Consider the following 18,460-nt stretch of genomic DNA (forward strand, 5'->3'; position numbering starts at 1 on the left):
CACCCGGTTCCCTCCGTTGCCCCCTCGCCCCGCGCGTGGCTACGGTCCGCTGATGACGGACATGACGCGACGCACGATCCTGGGCACGGCCGGCGCCCTCGGCGCCGGCGCGGCACTCACCGGCGGGCAGGCGCAGGCCCGTAGCGTGACGGCCGGAGGCGGCACGGCGGCGGCCGCCGGCAGGGGGTTCGACGTGGCGGCGGCGGGCGAGGCACTGGCGCGGCTGCTGCCCGACCACGCCGGGCAGTTCGCGCTCACCGCCCTCGACGGCGAGGAGCGTTTCACCGTACGCGGCCGGGCCGGCCGGATCGAGGTCGGCGGCACCAGCCCCGCGGTGCTCCTCACCGGCGTGCACTGGTACCTGAAGTACACCTGCCGCGCCGTCGTCTCCTGGTCCGGGAGCCAGACCCGGCTCCCCCGCCGCCTCCCCGCGCCCGCCGCGCCCGTGGAGCGCCGCGCCACCGTCCCGGCCCGGTTCGCGCTCAACGACACGCACGACGGCTACACCGGCCCGTACCACGACTGGGCGCGCTGGGAGCGGTTCATCGACGTGCTCGCGCTGCACGGCTGCAACCAGGTCCTCGTCACCCCCGGCACCGAGGCCGTCTACCACCGGCTGCTCCAGGACTTCGGCTACTCCGACGCCGAGGCCCGCGCCTGGCTGCCCGCGCCCAGCCACCAGCCGTGGTGGCTGCTGCAGAACATGAGCGGCTACGGCGGCCCCGTCTCCCCCGCGCTGCTGGCCGAGCGCACGGAACTCGGCCGCCGCATCACGGCCCGCATGCGCGAGCTGGGCATCTCCCCCGTCCTGCCCGGCTACTTCGGCACCGTCCCCGGCGGCTTCGCCGCCCGCAACCCCGGTGCCCGCACCGTCCCCCAGGGCACCTGGGCGGGCCTGGCCCGCCCCGACTGGCTGGACCCGCGCACCGGCGTCTTCCGCGACGTCGCCGCCGCGTTCTACCGCCACCAGGAAGACCTCTTCGGGCCCGTACGGCACCTGAAGATGGACCTGCTGCACGAGGGCGGCGACCCCGGCGACGTCCCCGTGCCGGAGGCCGCGCGCGCCGTCGAGACCGCGCTGCAGACCGCCCGCCCCGGCGCCACATGGGTCATCCTCGGCTGGCAGGAGAACCCGCGGCGCGAACTCCTCGAAGGGCTCGCCCACCCCGACCGGATGCTCGTCGTCGACGGCCTGTCCGACCTGGAGCGGGTCACCGACCGCGAGGCGGACTGGGGCGGCGTGCCGTACGCCTTCGGCACCATCCCCAACTTCGGCGGCCGCACCACGATCGGCGCCAAGACCCACATGTGGGCGGAGCGGTTCGCCGCCTGGCGGGACAAGCCGGGCAGCGCGTGCGTGGGCACCGCGTACATGCCGGAGGCCGCCGAGCGCGACCCGGCGGCGCTGGAGCTCTTCTGCGAACTGGCGTGGCGGGACGAGCCGGTGGACCGGAAGGAGTGGTTCGAGGAGTACGCGGCCGTGCGCTACGGCGACGCGGACCCGGCGGCGCGCGCGGCGTTCGCGGCGCTGCGCGAGACGGCGTACGCGATCTCCAGCGCCGACGGCCGCCCGCACGACTCGATCTTCGCCGCCCGCCCGTCGCTCGACGCCCGCTCCGGCGCGTACTACGCGACGAAGACGCCGGCCTTCGACCTCGCCGAGTTCGACAAGGCGTTCGGCGCGCTGCTGGGCGTCGCCCCGGCGCTGCGCGCCTCCGACGCGTACCGGCACGACCTCGTCGACCTCGCCCGGCAGGCGCTCGCGAGCCGGTCCCGGGTGCTGCTGCCGCAGCTCAAGGCGGCGTACGAGCGGGGAGACAGAGAGGGAGCAGCCACCTTCCGCACCCTGTCCGACCTGTGGCTGAAGCTGATGGCGCTCAGCGACGAGATCACGGGCACGCACCGCGCGTTCCTCCTCGGCCCGTGGCTCGCCGACGCCCGCCGGAGGGCCGCCGACGACGCGGAGGCCGCGCTGCTGGAGCGCACCGCGCGGGTCCTCGTCACCACCTGGGCCGACCGCCCCACCGCCGACGGCGGGCACCTCGCGGACTACGCGAACCGCGACTGGTCCGGGCTGATCCGCGACTTCCACGCGCCGCGCTGGCGCGCCTACCTGGAGGAGTTGCAGGACGCGCTGGCGGCCGGGCGGGAGCCGGAGCCCTTCGACTGGTACGCGGTCGAGGACCCCTGGACGCGGCAGCGTCACCGCTACCCCGAGCGCCCCTCCGGCGACGCGCACACCCTCGCGCGCCGCGTCCACGAGGTGCTGGCCACGGCCCCGTACCAGGGCGTGGTGACGGCCGTGGCGGATCCCCCCGCGCTCGCGCCGGGCGGGGCGGGGCGGCTGACCGCCGGGTTCCGCAACATGTGCGGGCTGGCCGCCACGGGCGCCGTGGAGCTGGAGCTGACCGGCCTCGACGCCGCACCGCCGGGGGCGGTCTCGCTGCCCGCGGTACCGGCGGCGGGGCGGGCGGAGCACGCGTGGGAGGTGCGGGCGCCCGCCGGGCCGCCCGCGAAGCCGCTGACGCCGCTGGCGTACGAGGTGCGCACGGCGTACGGGATGGCGGGGCAGGGCCCGGTGACGGTGCACACGCCGGGCACGCTGTTCGTCGCCGGGCCGCTGGACGACAGCGTCGCCACCGTCACCACCAACGCCGCCGTCTTCGGGCAGCTCGGCGACCGCTGGGCGGTCGACGGGGGCGGGGCGGACATGTGGAAGGCGACGGCGGAGTTCGGCGCGGTCTTCCGCCCGGGGTCGCTGGCCTCCGGCGGCACGGTGACGCTGACCGTCGACGCGCAGGCGCCGACGGGCCCGTGGGCGCGGGCGGGCATCGTCGCCCGCAACGACCTGCGGACGGCGGGCGCGGCCGGGTTCCTCAACCTGGCGGTGACGCCGGCGAACGGCGTGGTGCTGTCGTACGACTCCAACGGCGACGGCACGCTGGACACGTACCGCCGGATCACGGGCGTCACGGCGCCCGTCACGCTGCGGCTGACGCGGGCGGGCGACACGTTCACGGGCGCGTGCTCGACGGACTCCGGTGCGACGTGGCGGACCGTGGCGACGGTCACCGTGCCCGGGACCGCGGGGACGCAGGACGCGGGGCTCTTCATGTCGGCGGCGGCGGGCGTGCGGGGGACGGTGGAGTTCGGCGGGTGGACGAGCGGATGAGGGCCCGGCCGCCGGGCGGGGCGGCCGGTCGTGGCGCCGCGGCGGAGTGACCATCTGAGGATTCACTCGTTCAACCCAGCGTGGATCAGCAGGCCGTCACCGCCCGGGGCGCCGCGAAGCCGCCACCGCCCGCGGACACCGTCCCCCCGCCCGTCGACGTCGAGCAGGCAGAGGCCGCCGTCGTCGAGCACTACGCGCATCTGACGCGGCTGGCGTATCTGCTGCTGCCCGCGGAGGAGGACCGCGGCAGGCGGGTGCTGGCGGCGCACGGCCTGGTGCAGCGCTCGCTGCCGCGGGGGCGTACGGCGCCGGGGGCACCGGACTGCGGCGTACACGACGGAGTGCCGCCGGACGCCGTGCCGGGCCAGCGGGCGGACGGGAGCGGCGGCGCGGCCCGGGGTCCCGGTGCCGCGGACGCCGCGCACGGGGCCGAGGTGCGGTTCGGTCCCGGCGCGCCCTGGCGGAACGACGGGGACGCCGGGGCCGGCTACGCCTACGTGCGGCTCCGGATCGTCCGGGCCGCACTCGACGCCGGACGCCCCCGCCGCCCGCTGCGGCTGCCGCGCCCCGGCGGGCTGCCGAGCCCGCTGCCCCGGCTCTGGGGGCTGCGGCTCCACCCGCGCCCGGGCGGCTCCGACGAACTGGCCCTCGACCGCGCCCTCGCGGCGCTCCCCGCCCCGGCCCGCGCCGCGTACGTGCTGCGCGGCCTCGAAGCGCTGCCGGACCCGGCCGTGCGCCGGCTCCTCGCGGCGGCCGGTGCCGAGGACCCCGGGGCCGCGCTCGCCGCCGCCGACCGCGTCGCGGAGCCGCCCGGCAGCGCGGAGCGGCGGCTGCTGCTCTCCCCCGAGTTCGACCCCTGCGCGCTCCAGGCCCGCCCCACCGACCTGCTGCGGCGCCGCCAGCACACCCGCGCCGCGCTCGCCGCCGCCGCGGCCCTCGTCGCCGTCGTCGCCCTCCTCGGCGTCCCCGGCACCGGGGGCGGCGCGGACGACGCGGCGGCGGCCCCGTACGCCCGCAACGCCTTCGCGGAACAGGCCCTCGACCCGGCGCGGCTCGCCCTCGCGGGCCGCGACGACTGGCAGCGCACCGGCCGCGCCGACTTCGCCGCCTGGCCGGCCCGCGGCGCCCGTACCCGCGACGCGGCGCTGCTGCGCCGGGCGCTGGCCGTCTGGGCCCGGCCCGGCGAGTCCGTACGGGTCTCGGCGACGCCCGGCACCGCCGCGGGACCGCCCGCGGGACCGCCGCGGCTGCTGTACGCGGGGGACGTCGACCGGGCGACCGTCGTCCTCTTCCACGACGGCCTGCGGCTGGTGCGGTACGCGGAGGTGCGGGGCGAACCGGGCGCCGCGGTGCTGGACTTCGCCCGCGCCGACGCGGCGGACGCGGCGAGCGCGCTCGCCGTCGTCGTCGGCCGCACGGACGGCAAGGTCCGCTATCTGACCGCGCCGTGGGTCTCCGGGGTCTCGCTGCGCGAGCTGCTGGACCCGGCGGCGGAGGCGGAGCGGGTCGACCGCGACACGGACGGCGTCACCGCCCCCGTCCCCAGTCCTCCGCTCCCCACCACCGCCCCCGCGGAACCGGGCGCCGCCACCCCCGGCGACGAGCCGGACACGGGCGGCGCGCAGCACGGCACGCGAGCACCCGGCGGGGCGGCGGACGGGGCGGCGGACGGGGCGGCGGACGACACCGCGACGACCGACGCACCCGCCGCGCAAAGCCCGCCGGACGGCACCCCCGGCGGCTCCCGGGACACCGCCGAGCAGCCCTGCACCACGTGGCCCGGCCTGGAGCTGCGCACCCGCCCCTCCGCGGGCGCCGGCGCACCCGCCCAGCTCACGACCGACCTCGGCGAACTGGTGCCGGCCAGGCTGACCTACGGCCCGCCGGCCGCCGCCACGGACGTCGCCGGCGCCGCGGCCCGCGACCGCTGGGCCCGTACCGCGTGCCACCTCGCCGCGCTCCGCGCCCACGGCGTACGGTCCGTGAACTCCTGGACGTTCGCCGGCCAGCCGCTGCCGGAGGCGGGCGGCACCGCCGCCTGGGTGTGCACCCGCGCAGACACCTGGCGCGGCACCGGCGGGGTGACCCTGGCGCAGTTCCAGCCGCCGGCGACCGACCCGCTGCAGCAGGGCGCGGTGGCGGCCCGGGCGCGGGACACGACGGCGTGCGGCGTACGGGCGCCGCACGCGCTGGCGGGCGTGCTGTGGAAGGCGCGCTCCGGCAGGTGGTACGTGCTGGCGGCGGGCAGCCGCGACGTCACGTCGGTCACCGCCTCCGGCGGCGTGAGCGGCGTGGCGGAGGGCCGGTTCCTGGCCACCGCCGCCGACCGCGGTGCCCGCGCCAGACTGACCGCGACCCTCCCGGACGGCACGACCCTCCGCCCCCCGTCGTAGCGGCGAAGCGGGGGCGAGGACGGGCGAGCGCCTCACCGGAGCCGCTGCGGACCGTCCTACCGCGCGGTCGTGCGGGCAGGACCACGCCGGACACCGCACCCGGCACCCGGCACCCGGCACCCGGCACCCGCCGGGACGCGCACCACCCGCACGACCCGACACACCTGCCCGGAGCATCCCGCCCGCAGGGCTCGCACCGCCGAAACGCGGCGGAAACCCCCACCGCGATACTGGAGGCCCGCCGCAGGCGGACCCGCAGGGTGCGAAACGCGGCGGACACGCCCTGCCGCGATACTGAGAACTCCCGCCCGTGCCACCCCCTCGCATACCCCCGCTCCGCTTCGCCCGCCGCAGGCGAACCCGCGGGGTGCGAAACGCGGCGGAAACTCCCTACCGTGATACTGAGGGCTCGCGCCCGCGCCACCGAGTCACCTGCGAGGATGTGGACCATGGAGAAGCAGCAGGAGTTCGTGCTCCGGACCCTGGAGGAGCGCGACATCCGGTTCGTGCGGCTGTGGTTCACCGATGTGCTGGGCTTCCTGAAGTCCGTCGCCGTCGCCCCAGCCGAGCTGGAGCAGGCGTTCGACGAGGGCATCGGCTTCGACGGCTCCGCCATCGAGGGCTTCGCCCGGGTGCACGAGTCGGACATGCTCGCCAAGCCCGACCCCGGCACGTTCCAGGTGCTGCCCTGGCGCGCGGAGACGCCCGGCACGGCGCGGATGTTCTGCGACATCCTCATGCCCGGCGGCTCGCCGTCCTTCGCCGACCCGCGGTACGTGCTGAAGCGGATCCTCGCCAAGACCTCCGACCTTGGCTTCACCTTCTACACCCACCCCGAGATCGAGTTCTTCCTCCTCAAGGAGAAGCCGGTCGACGGTAGCCGCCCGGTGCCCGCGGACAACTCGGGGTACTTCGACCACACCCCGCAGAACGTCGGCATGGACTTCCGCCGGCAGGCGATCACGATGCTGGAGTCGATGGGCATCTCGGTGGAGTTCTCGCACCACGAGGGCGCGCCGGGCCAGCAGGAGATCGACCTGCGCTACGCGGACGCGCTGGCCACCGCCGACAACATCATGACGTTCCGGCTGATCATGAAGCAGGTGGCGCTGGAGCAGGGCGTGCAGGCGACGTTCATGCCGAAGCCGTTCTCCGAGTACCCGGGCTCCGGGATGCACACGCACCTGTCGCTCTTCGAGGGCGACCGCAACGCCTTCCACGAGTCGGGCTCGGAGTTCCAGCTCTCGAAGGTCGGCCGCTCCTTCATCGCCGGGCTGCTGCGGCACGCCGCGGAGGTGTCCGCGGTGACGAACCAGTGGGTGAACTCGTACAAGCGCATCTGGGGCGGCTCCCAGCGCACCGCGGGCGCCGGCGGCGAGGCCCCCTCGTACATCTGCTGGGGCCACAACAACCGCTCCGCCCTCGTCCGCGTCCCCCTCTACAAGCCCGGCAAGACCGGCTCCACCCGCATCGAAGTCCGCTCCATCGACTCCGGCTGCAACCCCTACCTGGCGTACGCGATGCTCCTGGCCGCCGGCCTGAAGGGCATCGAGGAGGGCTACGAGCTGCCGCCGGGCGCCGAGGACGACGTGTGGGCACTGACGGACGGCGAGCGGCGCGCGATGGGCATCGAGCCGCTGCCGCAGAACCTCGGCGAGGCGATCGGGCTGATGGAGCGCAGCGAGATCTGCGCGGAGACGCTCGGCGAGCACGTCTTCGACTTCTTCCTGCGCAACAAGAAGCAGGAGTGGGAGGAGTACCGCTCCGAGGTCACGGCCTTCGAGCTGCGCAAGAGCCTCCCGGTCCTCTAGGGCCCGCTTCCGCCCGCCGTTCCTCTACGCCGGCTGACCCCGTGTCGGTCGCGCGCCGGCGGTTGAGGATGTGCGCGGCGTGAGCTATGCATGAGTTATGCATGAAACCGACGAGATCCGGACCGCGAACCTCCTCGGCGCCGCCGCGCTCGCCGTGGCCGACCGCCTGACGGCCGCGGCCGCGGGGGCGGCCGGAGTGAGCGTGAGCGGCACCGCCGCACTGGTCACGCTGCGGGGGGCGGAGGGCATCGGGGTCACGGAACTGGGACGGCGCATCGGGCTGAGCCAGCCCGCGTGCGCCCGGATGCTCGACCAACTCGAAGGCCGCGGGCTGGTCGAGCGGGAGCGGAGCGGCGGGCGGGGGGTGGCGCTGCGGCTCACGGAGGCCGGGGCCGCCGCTGCCGCGCGGGCGGAGGCGGCGCGCCGGGACGGGCTGCGCCGGGTGCTCGCGGGGCTCCCCGAGCAGCAGGCCACCGGCCTGACGGAGGCGCTGGAACTGCTGCTCACCGAGGTGTACGGGGACGTCGGCTCGGAGGACGTGCTGTGCCGGCTCTGCGACCGCGGCGCCTGCCTGGCCGCGGGCCACCTGTGCCCCGTCGGGCAGGCCGCGCGTGCCGAGCGAGCCGCCCGCACCGAACGGGGTGAGCGCGGTGGGTGAGCTGCTCGCGCTGTCGTCCGCCGTCAGCTTCGGCCTCACGCACTTCGTCGCCGGGCTCGCCGCCCGGCGCACGGCAGGGGTGACGGTCGCGTTCTACGCGCAGGTGTGCGGGACGGCCGTGAGCGTGACGGCCGCGCCGGCCGCACCGGGCGCGGGCGCCCTGACCGCGGCCGGGCTGGGTTGGGGCGCGGTGTCCGGTGTGGGCACCGGCGTGGGGGTGGCGTTCCTCTACCGCGCCCTGGCCAAGGGGGCGATGAGCGTCGTGGTGCCGGTCAGCGACGTGATGGCCGTGGCCGTACCGGTCGTCATCGGTATCAGCCTCCTCGGCGAACGCCCGGCCGCGGCCGCCCTCGCGGGCATCGCCGCGGCGTTCCCCGCTCTGTGGCTGGTCTCGCGCGGACCGGACCGGGCGGCCGGTGCCGCGGGCCGGGAGGTGCACGCTCTTCCGGTGCCGGGCCGGGAGGAGCGCGGACCGGCACCGGCCGCCCGCCGGGCGCGCGGATCCGCGTCGGTGGACGCGCTGATCGCCGGGGCCGGGTTCGCCGCGCACTTCGTCGCCATCGCCCGGATGCCCGCCGAGGGCGACCTGTGGGCGATCACCGTCAGCCGCGTCGTGTCGGTCGCCGTCGTCGCGCTCGCCGTGCTGGGCGACCGGGCCCCGTGGGGGCTGCCCCGGCGATGCGCGCCGCACGTGGCCGCCGCGGGCGCGCTCGGCACCCTCGCGACCGTGCTGTACCTCTACGCGGCCCGCGCGGAGTTGATGGCCGTCGCGACCGTGCTCGCCGCCCTCTACCCGGCGATCCCGGTGCTGCTGGCGCTGCTCGTGCTGCGGGAGCGGCTGACGCTGCTGCAGTCGGCCGGGCTGGTGTGCGCGGGAGCGGCGATCGGGCTGATCGCGGTGGCGTGAGCGCGCGGGCGGCGCGGTCCCGCGCCGCTCCGCCGCGCCCCCGCGGAAGCGGCACCGCGGCCGTCCCCGCGGCGCGGGCGCCGTCGTAAGCTCGTAGCCCGGCGCGATCACGGGAAGGGAGGCGGGGCGCGCGATGGCGGTTCCGCAGGGGCGCAGGAGCAGTGCGTTCACCCGGCTGCTGCGGTACGGGTTCGGGGAGCCGGCCGACGCCGGGCGGCTGCTGGAGTCCGCGGTGCTCGACGGCGTACGGGACGATCCCGTGCTGCTCGACGCGCTGGGCGGCACCGCTGATCCGGACCGGGCGCTGCTCGGTCTGGTGCGGCTCGCGGAGGCGCTGGGCACCGAGCGGCGGCAGGCGCTGCTCGACACGCTGGTGACGGCCAAGCCGCTGCGCGACCGGCTGCTGGGGGTGCTCGGCGCGTCGGAGGCGCTGGGGGACCATCTGGCGCGGCACCCGGACGACTGGGAGTCGCTGGTCACGTACGAGGCGGCCGATCTGCACCCGACGACCGCGGAGTTCGAGCAGGCGCTCGCGGAGGGCGTGTGGGGGCCGCGGGGCGCGGAGATGCCGCGGGCGGACGCGCTGCGGGTCGCGTACCGGCGGGCGCTGCTGGGGATCGCCGCCCGGGACGTGTGCGGGACGACGGACGTGGTGCAGGCGGCCGCGGAGCTGGCGGACCTGGCGACGGCGACGCTGCGGGCGGCGCTGGAGATCGCCGCCGAGGAGCAGCCCGAGGACGCCGCGCTGTGCCGGCTCGCGGTGATCGGGATGGGCAAGTGCGGTGGCCGGGAGCTGAACTACGTCTCGGACGTCGACGTCATCTTCGTCGCCGAGCCGCGCGAGGACGGCCCGGGCGGCGGCAGGGGGGCGGAAGCCGCGGACGAGCGCGCCGCGATGCAGGCCGCGACCCGGCTCGCCGCCCGCCTCATGCGCGTCTGCTCCGACACCACCGCCGAGGGCACCATCTGGCCCGTCGACGCCAACCTCCGCCCCGAGGGCCGCAACGGCCCGCTCGTGCGCACCCTCTCCTCCCACCTCGCGTACTACCAGCGCTGGGCCAAGACGTGGGAGTTCCAGGCGCTGTTGAAGGCCCGCCCGGTCGCGGGCGACGCGGCGCTGGGCGCGGCGTACGCGGAGGCCATCGCGCCGATGGTATGGCAGGCGGCGGAGCGTGAGAACTTCGTCGCCGACGTGCAGCAGATGCGCCGCCGGGTGGTGGCGAACATCCCGGCGGCGCAGCTCGACCGGGAGCTGAAGCTGGGCCCCGGCGGGCTGCGGGACGTGGAGTTCGCAGTGCAGTTGCTGCAGCTCGTGCACGGCCGCGCCGACGCCTCGCTGCGCAGCGGCACGACCCTGGACGCGCTGGAGGCACTCGCCGCCGGCGGGTACGTGGGCCGGGCCGACGCCGCCGCGCTGGACGACGCGTACCGCTTCCTGCGCTCCCTCGAACACAGCATCCAGCTCCAGAAGCTCCGCCGCACGCACCTGGTGCCCGAGAGCGAGCACGAGCTGCGCGCGCTCGGCCGCTCGCTGGCGCGGCTGCTGCCCGACGAGGGCCGCGGCGACCCGGTGTCGCAGTTGCGCAAGGTGTGGCGGCGGCACTCCTTCGAGGTGCGGCGGCTGCACGAGAAGCTGTTCTACCGCCCGCTGCTCGACGCCGTCGCCCGGCTGGCGCCCGGAGAGGTGCGGCTGACGCCGGACGCCGCCCGGGAGCGGCTGGTGGCCCTCGGGTACGAGGACCCGGCGGCGGCGCTGCGCCATCTGGAGGCGCTGACGTCGGGGATGAGCCGGAAGGCGGCGATCCAGCGGACGCTGCTGCCGGTGCTGCTGGGCTGGTTCGGCGACTCGGCCGACCCGGACGCGGGGCTGCTGAACTTCCGCAAGGTCTCGGACGCGCTGGGGAGCACGCCCTGGTATCTGCGGCTGCTGCGCGACGAGGGCGCCGCGGCGGAGAACCTGGCACGGGTGCTGTCCTCGGGCCGGCTCGCGCCCGACCTGCTGCTGCGGGCGCCGGAGGCGGTGGCGCTGCTCGGCGACGAGCAGGGGCTGCGGCCGCGCGGGCGGGCGCACCTGGAGCAGGAGATCCTGGCGGCCGTCGGCCGGCACACGGACCCGGAGACGGCGGTGGCGGCGGCCCGCGGGGTACGGCGGCGGGAGCTCTTCCGTACCGCGGCGGCGGACCTCATCACGGCGTACGGGGCGCACACGGCACCCGGCGAGGAGGACGAGGAGCGCGCCGAGGGCGGACGGGAACACGACCGGGACGAGCACGACGGGGACGAGCACGCCCGGATCGCCGCCGCCGTCGACCGCACCGGCGACGCGCTCAGCGATCTCAACGCCGCCACCATCGCCGGCGCCCTGCGCGCCGCGACCGCCGCCCGCTGGGGCGACACGCTGCCGACGCGGTTCGCGGTGATCGGCATGGGCCGCTTCGGCGGCCACGAGCTGGGCTACGGCTCGGACGCCGACGTCCTCTTCGTGCACGAGCCGCGCGAGGGCGTGTCCGACGAGGAGGCGGGCGCGGCGGCGTTCGCCGTCGCCAACGAGCTGCGCCGGCTGCTGCAACTGCCCAGTGCCGACCCGCCGCTGCTGATCGACGCCGACCTGCGGCCCGAGGGCAAGTCGGGGCCGCTGGTGCGCACGCTCGCCTCGTACGCGGCGTACTACCGGCGCTGGTCGCTGACCTGGGAGAGCCACGCACTGCTCCGCGCCGAGCCGGTCGCGGGCGACGCGGGCCTCGGCGCGCGGTTCACGGAGCTGATCGACCCGCTGCGCTACCCGGTGGGCGGGCTCGACGAGGACGCCGTACGCGAGATCCGGCGGCTGAAGGCGCGGATGGAGGCGGAGCGGCTGCCGCGCGGCGCGGACCCGGCGCTGCACGCGAAGCTGGGGCGCGGCGGGCTCGCGGACGTGGAATGGACGGTCCAGATGCTGCAGTTGCAGCACGGGCGCGAGGTGCGCGCGCTGCGGACGCCCCGCACCCGCGCGGCGCTGGCCGCGGCCCGGGAGGCGGGGCTGCTGGACGCGGAGGACGCGCGGATCCTGGACGACGCCTGGCTGCTGGCGACGCGCCTGCGCAACGCGGTGATGCTGGTCCGCGGCCGGCCGGGCGACACCTTCCCCGCCGCCGAGCGCGAACTCGGCGCGGTGGCACGCTACTTCGGCTACGGGCCGGGGCAGGCCGGCGAACTGCCCGAGGAGTACCGGCGGACGACGCGGCGGGCGCGCGCGGTCGTGCAGCGGCTCTTCTACGGCGACTGAGGCGGCCCGGCCCGCCGACCGGCCCACCGCCTGACCGACCGGGCGGATCCGCCGGAGACCCGTCGCCGGGCCAATTCGTCCGGACGAGGGACGGTTCGGCGGTCCGTTCGTAGCATGGCACGCTGTTCGTGCGATTTGCCCTTTTTCTTTGGGCGGCCCGCTGGTAGACCGGCCGGGCAGGGACAGGGCAGCACGGACAGCGAGGTGGCACGGAATGCGTACGGCGATCGCTTCCGCGGCGATGGTCGCCGGGCTGCTGGCATCCCTCGCCCCCTCCCCGCCGCTCTCTCCCGACGCGCCCCCGGCCGAGCTGCCGTCGTCGCCGATCCGGCTCGCCCTGGAGCGCCGGGCCGCACCGGACGGCGGCACGACGTACGCGATCACGGTGCACAACACGTCGGGGGCGGACGCGCCGAACGGCCGGGTGACCCAGCTCCTCCCCGAATCCCTGGACTACGTCTCCGCGAGCCCCCGGGCCGAGACGACCGGGCAGCAGGTGACGTGGGAGATCACCCTGCCGGCGGGCACGACCCGGGTGCTGAAGGTGACCGCCGCCCCGGACCGCACCGAGCGGGACGGCCGGGACCTCCGCGCCGCCCACGCGGCCGGCGACGTACGGGCCCCGCGGGACGCCGGCGCCGGTGACCGCGCGCCCGCGGCCGCCACCACGGTCTGCTTCCAGGGCGGCACCCGCGGCGAGTGGCTCACCTGCACCAGCGCCGACGACGAGTGGTCACCGGAGCCCTGGGTCTCCTCGAACAAGGTCTACGCCATCGGCAGCGCCGCCGCCGCGCTCCTCGTCGGCACCGCGGGCATCATCATCCTGCGCCGCCGCCGCTCCCGGGACACGGAGGACGACGGCCCGCAGTGACGCGCGGACGACGGACGACCGCCGCGAGGGGTTCGGTGGTCGCAGGCAGCACCGCTCTCAGACGGCCTTCGCCGGGAACGGCAGCGGGCGGCTGTGCACCACGTCGAGGCGGGAGACGGCGCGGGTCAGCACGACGTACAGGCGGCGCAGGCCGGTCGGCCCGTCCTCGGCGCCGGTGATCGCCGCCGGTTCGACCGCGACGACATGGTCGTATTCGAGGCCCTTGGCGGCGGTCGCGGGCAGGACGGTGACGCGGGCGGCGAGGTCGTCGGGGCCCGCCGTCGCGATGCCCGCCTCCTCCAGCACCGCGCGCACCCGGTCGACGTCGGCCGCGGCGGCGACCACCCCGATCGAGCCCTCGCTGCTGAGAGCCTGCCGTACCGCGTCCCGGGTCGCGGCGAGGACATCCTGGGTGGGAAGGATGCGCAGCGCGCCGTCCTGGCGCAGGGAGCGGGCGGCGGGGACGTCGACGTCGAGGTGGCCGAGGAGGCGGTTGGCGAGGTCGACCACGGCGGCCGGTACCCGGAATCCGGTGGTGAGCGTCGCGATCTCGGCGTCGGGCCGGCCCAGGTGGGCAAGGAGGGAGGGCCAGTCGCGCGCGGCCCACGGCGTGGTGCCCTGTGCCAGATCGCCGAGCACCGTCAGCGAGCCGAACTCCGCGCGCCGCGCGATCACCCGCGCCTCCATGGGTGAGAGGTCCTGCGCCTCGTCGACGACGATGTGACCGTAGCCCTCGGGTCGGTCCAGGAGCCCGGACAGCTCGTCGAGGAGTACGTGGTCGGCGGCGGTCCACTTCGCCGACTTGAAGGACCGCGGCGGCTTCGCCCAGAGCAGTGCCCGCTGTTCGCCGGCGTCCAGGACGCCGTGGGCGGCGCGGGCCAGTTCCCCGGCATCGGTGAAGAGCGCGGCGAGCACCTCGGCGGGCTTCACCTTGGGCCAGGCGGCGTCCAGGAAGGCGCCGATCGACCGGGCCCGGCCGACCCGCTGCTGCCAGGCGGCCGTGGGGGTCACGGCCCGGCGCTCGGCCTGCCGCTGGATACGGTCCACGATCCGGCTGCGCACCCGCTCGCGGCCGATCGCGTACGGGAGCCGCTCGTCGCGCACGCCCGCGACGATCTCCCCGAGCTCCGCGGGCGGCACCCGCCACCACGCGGAGTCGTCCCGGACCGCCACCCCTTCGGTGATCCCGTCCGCCGACACCCGTGCGTAGAGCGCCCGCCGCAGCACCTCGGCCATCCGCACGTTGTGCTTGAGCGCGGCGGCCGCCGCACCGTCCTCCGCGTGCACCTGCCGCTCCCCCGCGACCAGTTCCCCGACCGTCGACTGCCGCACCCCGGTCTCGCCGAGCGCGGGCAGGACGGCCGAGATGTACGACAGGAACGTGCGGTTCGGGCCGAGGACGAGGAGACCGCCGCGCCGGATCTGCCGCGCGTAGGTGTAGAGCAGATACGCGGCGCGGTGCAGTCCGACGGCGGTCTTGCCGGTGCCCGGGGCGCCCTGCACACAGACGGAGACGCCGAGTTCGCGGCGTACCAGGTCGTCCTGGTCGGGCTGGATGGTGGCGGCGATGTCGCGCATCGGGCCGGTACGCGGGCGCTCGATCTCGCCGGCCAGGATGCGGCCGCCACGGGTCGTCTCCGCCGCGGGCCGTTCGTCCTCCAGGCCGGTCAGCTCGTCGGAGTCGCCGGTGGCGCCGGGCGCCCAGCCGAACCGGCGGCGGATCTCGACGCCCTGCGGATCCTCCGGTCCCGCCTGGTAGAAGGCGCGCGAGACCGGTGCGCGCCAGTCGACGACGAGGGGCGGTGCGGACGGGTCCTCGGTGATGCGCATCCGGCCGATGTGGTAGCGCTGTCCGGCGTGGCCGCCCGCCTGCCCGGCGTCGTCGGCGAAGTCGAGGCGGCCGAAGAACAGCGGCCCTGGCGGCAGTTCGTGCAGGTCCTTGGCCTGGCTGCGCAGCTCGTAGCCGAGCACCTCGGCGTCGGCGCCGGACGCGGACGCGTGCTCGCCGATGACCACCTGCCGGTCGGCGCCCGCGCGCATCGCGTCGAGGGCGGCGCGGCAGGTCTCGTGATAGCGGCGTTCGTCGGCGAGGGAGGTCGCGGCAAGGGGGTGTGCGGTGCCCATGCACCCAACATAACGCAACTCGGTAACATTTTTTACGCGGTTACACTATGGGGACGGGGCCGTCAGAGTCCGATCCCCTTCGCGAGCTGCCGGAACGCCAGTTCGGCCGCCTCCTTCGCATCCGGCGCCACCGCGTCCGCGCTCTCGCCGTCCGCGATCCGCCGCACGTTCTCCTCGGCGAGGATCCGCTGCACCGCCGCGATCTGCCCGGCCGCGAGCCGGGCCCGCACCGCGGGCCCGCCCAGCGCGTCGGCGAGCACCCGCTCCGAGCGCTCCTGCCAGCCGGCGAGCCGCGCGACCAGGGAAGGCGTCCCGTAGAGGAGCCGCTGGTAGGCGATGACCGCCGGGTCGTCGCAGAGCCCGGTCACCGGGTCGCGTCGCTCGAGGCCGTCCAGGAAGTTCCGCCGCAGCGCCGCGAGCGGCGACTCGCCCTCCGCGCGGGCCGTCACGACCCGGGCCGCCTCGTCCTGGTGATCGGCGAACCGGTGCAGCACCAGGTCCTCCTTGGACGGGAAGTACCGGAAGAGCGTCGGCTTCGACACCTCCGCCGCGGCCGCGACCTCCGCCACGGACACCGCGTCGTACCCCCGCTCCAGGAAGAGCCGGACCGCGGTCTCGGAGAGCAGCCGCCGCGTGCGCTGCTTCTTGCGTTCGCGCAGACCGGGGACGGGGGTACCGGGGTCGGCCACCTAGGCGGACGCCACCTTCTGCGGCAGTCGGTAGGCGATCGTGCCGTACCAGGCGTACGAGACCGCGAAGCCGAAGGTGAGGCAGATGACCCCGCCCACCGCGTCCATCCAGAAGTGGTTCGCCGTCGCCATGATGACCAGCAGCGTCAGCGTCGGGTAGAGCACCCCGAGCAGCTTCACCCACAGCGGCTTCGCCAGGACGGCGATGGTGATGCCGGCCCACACCGACCAGCCCACGTGCATCGAGGGCATGGCGGCGTACTGGTTGGAGACGTTGGCGAGGTTGCCCGAGGACATCGAGCCCCAGGTCTCGTGCACCCGCACGGTGTCGACGAAGTCCATGCCCTCCATCAGCCGGGGCGGCGCCAGCGGGAAGCTGTAGTAGCCGACGAGGGCGAAGCAGGTGGTGATGGCGAGCGCGAGGCGGACGGCGGCGTAGCGTCCCGGCTGCCAGCGGTAGAGCCAGACGAGCACGCCGAGGGTGACGACGTAATGGAGCGTGCCGTAGTAGTAGTTCATCGACACGACGAGCCAGGTGACGCCGTCGACCGCGTGGTTGAGCGAGCGCTCGAAGGCCAGCCCCAGGCTCTCCTGGAAGCTCCAGATGCGGTCCGCGTTCTTCAGCGCCTGCGTCTCCTGCTCGGGCACGGCGTTGCGGATGAGGGAGTACGTCCAGTAGACGAGGGCGACGAGCATGATCTCGAACCACAGCCGCGGCGGGCGTGGCGAGCGCATCCGGTCGAAGAGGGCGCGCAGGCGCTGCCGGGAGGGGGCCAGGTCTCTTCGTTTCTCGTCGGCGTCCGTATCGGTCGGGGGGACGGGCGTCCGCCGGTCCTGAAGAGTCCTCGCAATCTTCGCTGGCCGGGGTGCAAGGTCCCGGGAATACGACGCGCCCATGGGGAGACAGTTTGCCAGACGGAGAGGGGTCGTCAGATCATCCCTCGGTGCCGCATTGGGGCGGGTATCTCCTCCCGGGCGGTAGGCCGCGGTGCCGCGGAACGGTCTGCCGGACCGCCGCGGCCCGTCCGGGACTGCAGCCCGCCGCGGTACCGGGCGGGCCGCGGCGGGTCCCGCGCCGGATGGGGAGGACGGCGCGGGACCCGGTTCACGGGGGTGGTGCGATCAGGCGACGGGCTCCAGCCAGCCGCTCAGCCGCACCGTGTTCTCGCCGTACGTGCGGTCCAGTTCGCGCCGCAGTTCGGGGGTGGCGGCGACGACTTCGACGGTGACGGCGTTGCGCACCGGGTCGACGGCGGAGCTGAGCATGCCCTCGACGTCCTCGTCGACCTGCCGCTGGACGCGGGTCAGCTCCTCTTCCGTGTGCTCGGCGCCGACGACGCACAGCGGGCCGTCCCAGACGCCGCGCAGTTCGCGCTCGGCGGTCTCGGGGCCGCCGCCCTCACCGGCGTCGGCGAATCTGATGTTGACGACGTCGCCGTCGAGCCAGGAGCCGGCGTAGCCGGGCATCTTCCCTGCCTTGTCCAGCACCCGCTGCCGGCCGGCCTCGCCGGAGCCGGGCTCGTCCTGCCCGCCCTTCGGGTCCTTTCCGTCCTTCAGGTCCGCGCAGGGCGTGTCGAAGTCCGCGGCGGCCTCCGGCGCGCGCGGTTCCGTGGCCCCGCCGGCGGGCCGCGGCTTCTCGGCCAGGGTGAAGCGCTCGCCGTCCCAGGTGCCGACGAGGTCCAGCGGATCGGTGTACGTGGTGTCCCTCGCGCGGTGTGCGCGTACGTCGTCCCACTCCCAGCCGACGATGTCCGGGCCGCCGCACTGCGGCGGCATCGACTCGGCGAGGGTGCGGCAGAGCTGCGGGCCGTGCTCGCCGTTCGCCAGGACCGTGGCCTGGACGCGGTAGAGCCGGGCGTTGGCGTCGACGTCCCCGCGGCTGCCGTCGCCGGCGGACCCGGAGGCGTCTTCCGAGCCGCAGCCGGCGGCCAGCACGGCGGTGGCGAGGGCGGCGGCGGTGGCCGCCGAGGTGCGTAGGGGGGTCGTTCGGTTCATGTCTCTCGGACGGCTCCGCTCGGGATCGGGTTCCCTCGGGGCCCGCGGCGCCCGGCGGTTCAGCCGTCGAGCGCCGCCCGGATCAGCCGGGCCGTCTCGACGGCGTGCTCCTCGTCCCGGTAGCGCGTACGGGGCCAGAAGAAGCCCCGCAGGCCGTCCTTGCGGTTGCGCGGTACGACGTGGACGTGCAGGTGCGGCACGGACTGGCTGACCCGGTTGTTCATCGCGACGAACGACCCCGCCGCCGCCGTGCCCCGCTCCACGGCGCCGGTCAGCCGCCGGACCCGGACGAAGAACGGGCCGGCCTCGGGCTCCGGCAGGTCGGTGAGAGTCTCCACGTGGTGGCGCGGGATCACCAGGACGTGTCCGGGGAAGAGCGGCCGGGCGTCGAGGAAGCCGACCGCCACCTCGTCCGCGAAGACCCGGTGGCTCGGGAGTTCACCGCTCGCGATGGCGCAGAAGGTGCAGTTCACCCCTCCAGTCAACACCGGTCGCGGCAAACCGCAGGGCGCACGGCGGGCAGATGCAGCGGACGCGGCCGCAGTTCGGGCAGACGGGTACAAGCGCGTTCATGA

The 18,460-nt window shown here is 75.8% G+C and carries 12 protein-coding genes; 7 read left to right on the forward strand and 5 right to left on the reverse strand.

Annotation, left to right across the window (positions count from 1 at the left end):
* Nucleotides 1–52: 52 nt before the first annotated feature.
* The 7 genes from FB457_RS10790 (at nucleotide 53) to FB457_RS10820 (ending at nucleotide 13,077) form a co-directional block, all read left to right on the forward strand.
* Complete coding sequence (locus FB457_RS10790; protein WP_145781662.1) at nucleotides 53–3,172, forward strand: alpha-N-acetylglucosaminidase TIM-barrel domain-containing protein; 3,120 nt, start codon at nucleotides 53–55, stop codon at nucleotides 3,170–3,172.
* 80 nt (nucleotides 3,173–3,252) lie between these two features.
* A complete protein-coding gene (locus FB457_RS36050) occupies nucleotides 3,253–5,565 on the forward strand; it encodes a hypothetical protein (RefSeq protein WP_486588988.1) in 2,313 nt (770 codons plus the stop codon).
* A gap of 449 nt (nucleotides 5,566–6,014) precedes the next feature.
* Nucleotides 6,015–7,376, forward strand: a complete 1,362-nt coding sequence (locus tag FB457_RS10800; RefSeq protein ID WP_047015385.1) for a glutamine synthetase family protein — start codon at nucleotides 6,015–6,017, stop codon at nucleotides 7,374–7,376.
* A 97-nt stretch (nucleotides 7,377–7,473) separates the two neighbouring features.
* Nucleotides 7,474–8,034 carry a MarR family transcriptional regulator gene (locus FB457_RS10805; protein WP_145781664.1) on the forward strand — a complete coding sequence of 187 codons (561 nt, stop codon included), beginning with the start codon at nucleotides 7,474–7,476 and terminating at the stop codon, nucleotides 8,032–8,034.
* Complete coding sequence (locus FB457_RS10810; RefSeq protein ID WP_145781666.1) at nucleotides 8,027–8,941, forward strand: EamA family transporter; 915 nt, start codon at nucleotides 8,027–8,029, stop codon at nucleotides 8,939–8,941. The genes FB457_RS10805 and FB457_RS10810 overlap by 8 nt, the downstream gene beginning before the upstream one ends.
* A gap of 133 nt (nucleotides 8,942–9,074) precedes the next feature.
* A complete protein-coding gene (locus tag FB457_RS10815; protein WP_047015388.1) occupies nucleotides 9,075–12,206 on the forward strand; it encodes a bifunctional [glutamine synthetase] adenylyltransferase/[glutamine synthetase]-adenylyl-L-tyrosine phosphorylase in 3,132 nt (1,043 codons plus the stop codon).
* Nucleotides 12,207–12,420: 214 nt separating this feature from the next.
* Nucleotides 12,421–13,077: a DUF11 domain-containing protein gene (locus tag FB457_RS10820; RefSeq protein ID WP_047015389.1), complete on the forward strand. Its 657-nt coding sequence runs from the start codon at nucleotides 12,421–12,423 to the stop codon at nucleotides 13,075–13,077.
* A 57-nt stretch (nucleotides 13,078–13,134) separates the two neighbouring features.
* Here the strand turns inward: FB457_RS10820 and FB457_RS10825 are convergent, their stop codons facing one another.
* From FB457_RS10825 to FB457_RS10845, 5 genes are all read right to left on the reverse strand, one after another.
* Nucleotides 13,135–15,201, reverse strand: coding sequence for a helicase domain-containing protein (locus FB457_RS10825; RefSeq protein ID WP_145781668.1), 2,067 nt, complete (start codon nucleotides 15,199–15,201; stop codon nucleotides 13,135–13,137).
* Nucleotides 15,202–15,263: 62 nt separating this feature from the next.
* Complete coding sequence (locus tag FB457_RS10830; protein WP_047015391.1) at nucleotides 15,264–15,890, reverse strand: TetR/AcrR family transcriptional regulator; 627 nt, start codon at nucleotides 15,888–15,890, stop codon at nucleotides 15,264–15,266.
* On the reverse strand, nucleotides 15,891–16,625 hold the full coding sequence (locus tag FB457_RS10835) for a phosphatase PAP2 family protein (protein WP_145781669.1): 735 nt from the start codon (nucleotides 16,623–16,625) through the stop codon (nucleotides 15,891–15,893).
* Nucleotides 16,626–17,012: 387 nt separating this feature from the next.
* A complete protein-coding gene (locus FB457_RS10840) occupies nucleotides 17,013–17,885 on the reverse strand; it encodes a hypothetical protein (protein WP_145781671.1) in 873 nt (290 codons plus the stop codon).
* A 59-nt stretch (nucleotides 17,886–17,944) separates the two neighbouring features.
* Complete coding sequence (locus FB457_RS10845; RefSeq protein WP_145781673.1) at nucleotides 17,945–18,358, reverse strand: HIT domain-containing protein; 414 nt, start codon at nucleotides 18,356–18,358, stop codon at nucleotides 17,945–17,947.
* Nucleotides 18,359–18,460: the final 102 nt, after the last annotated feature.

The organism is Streptomyces sp. CNZ287 (genome assembly GCF_007827615.1).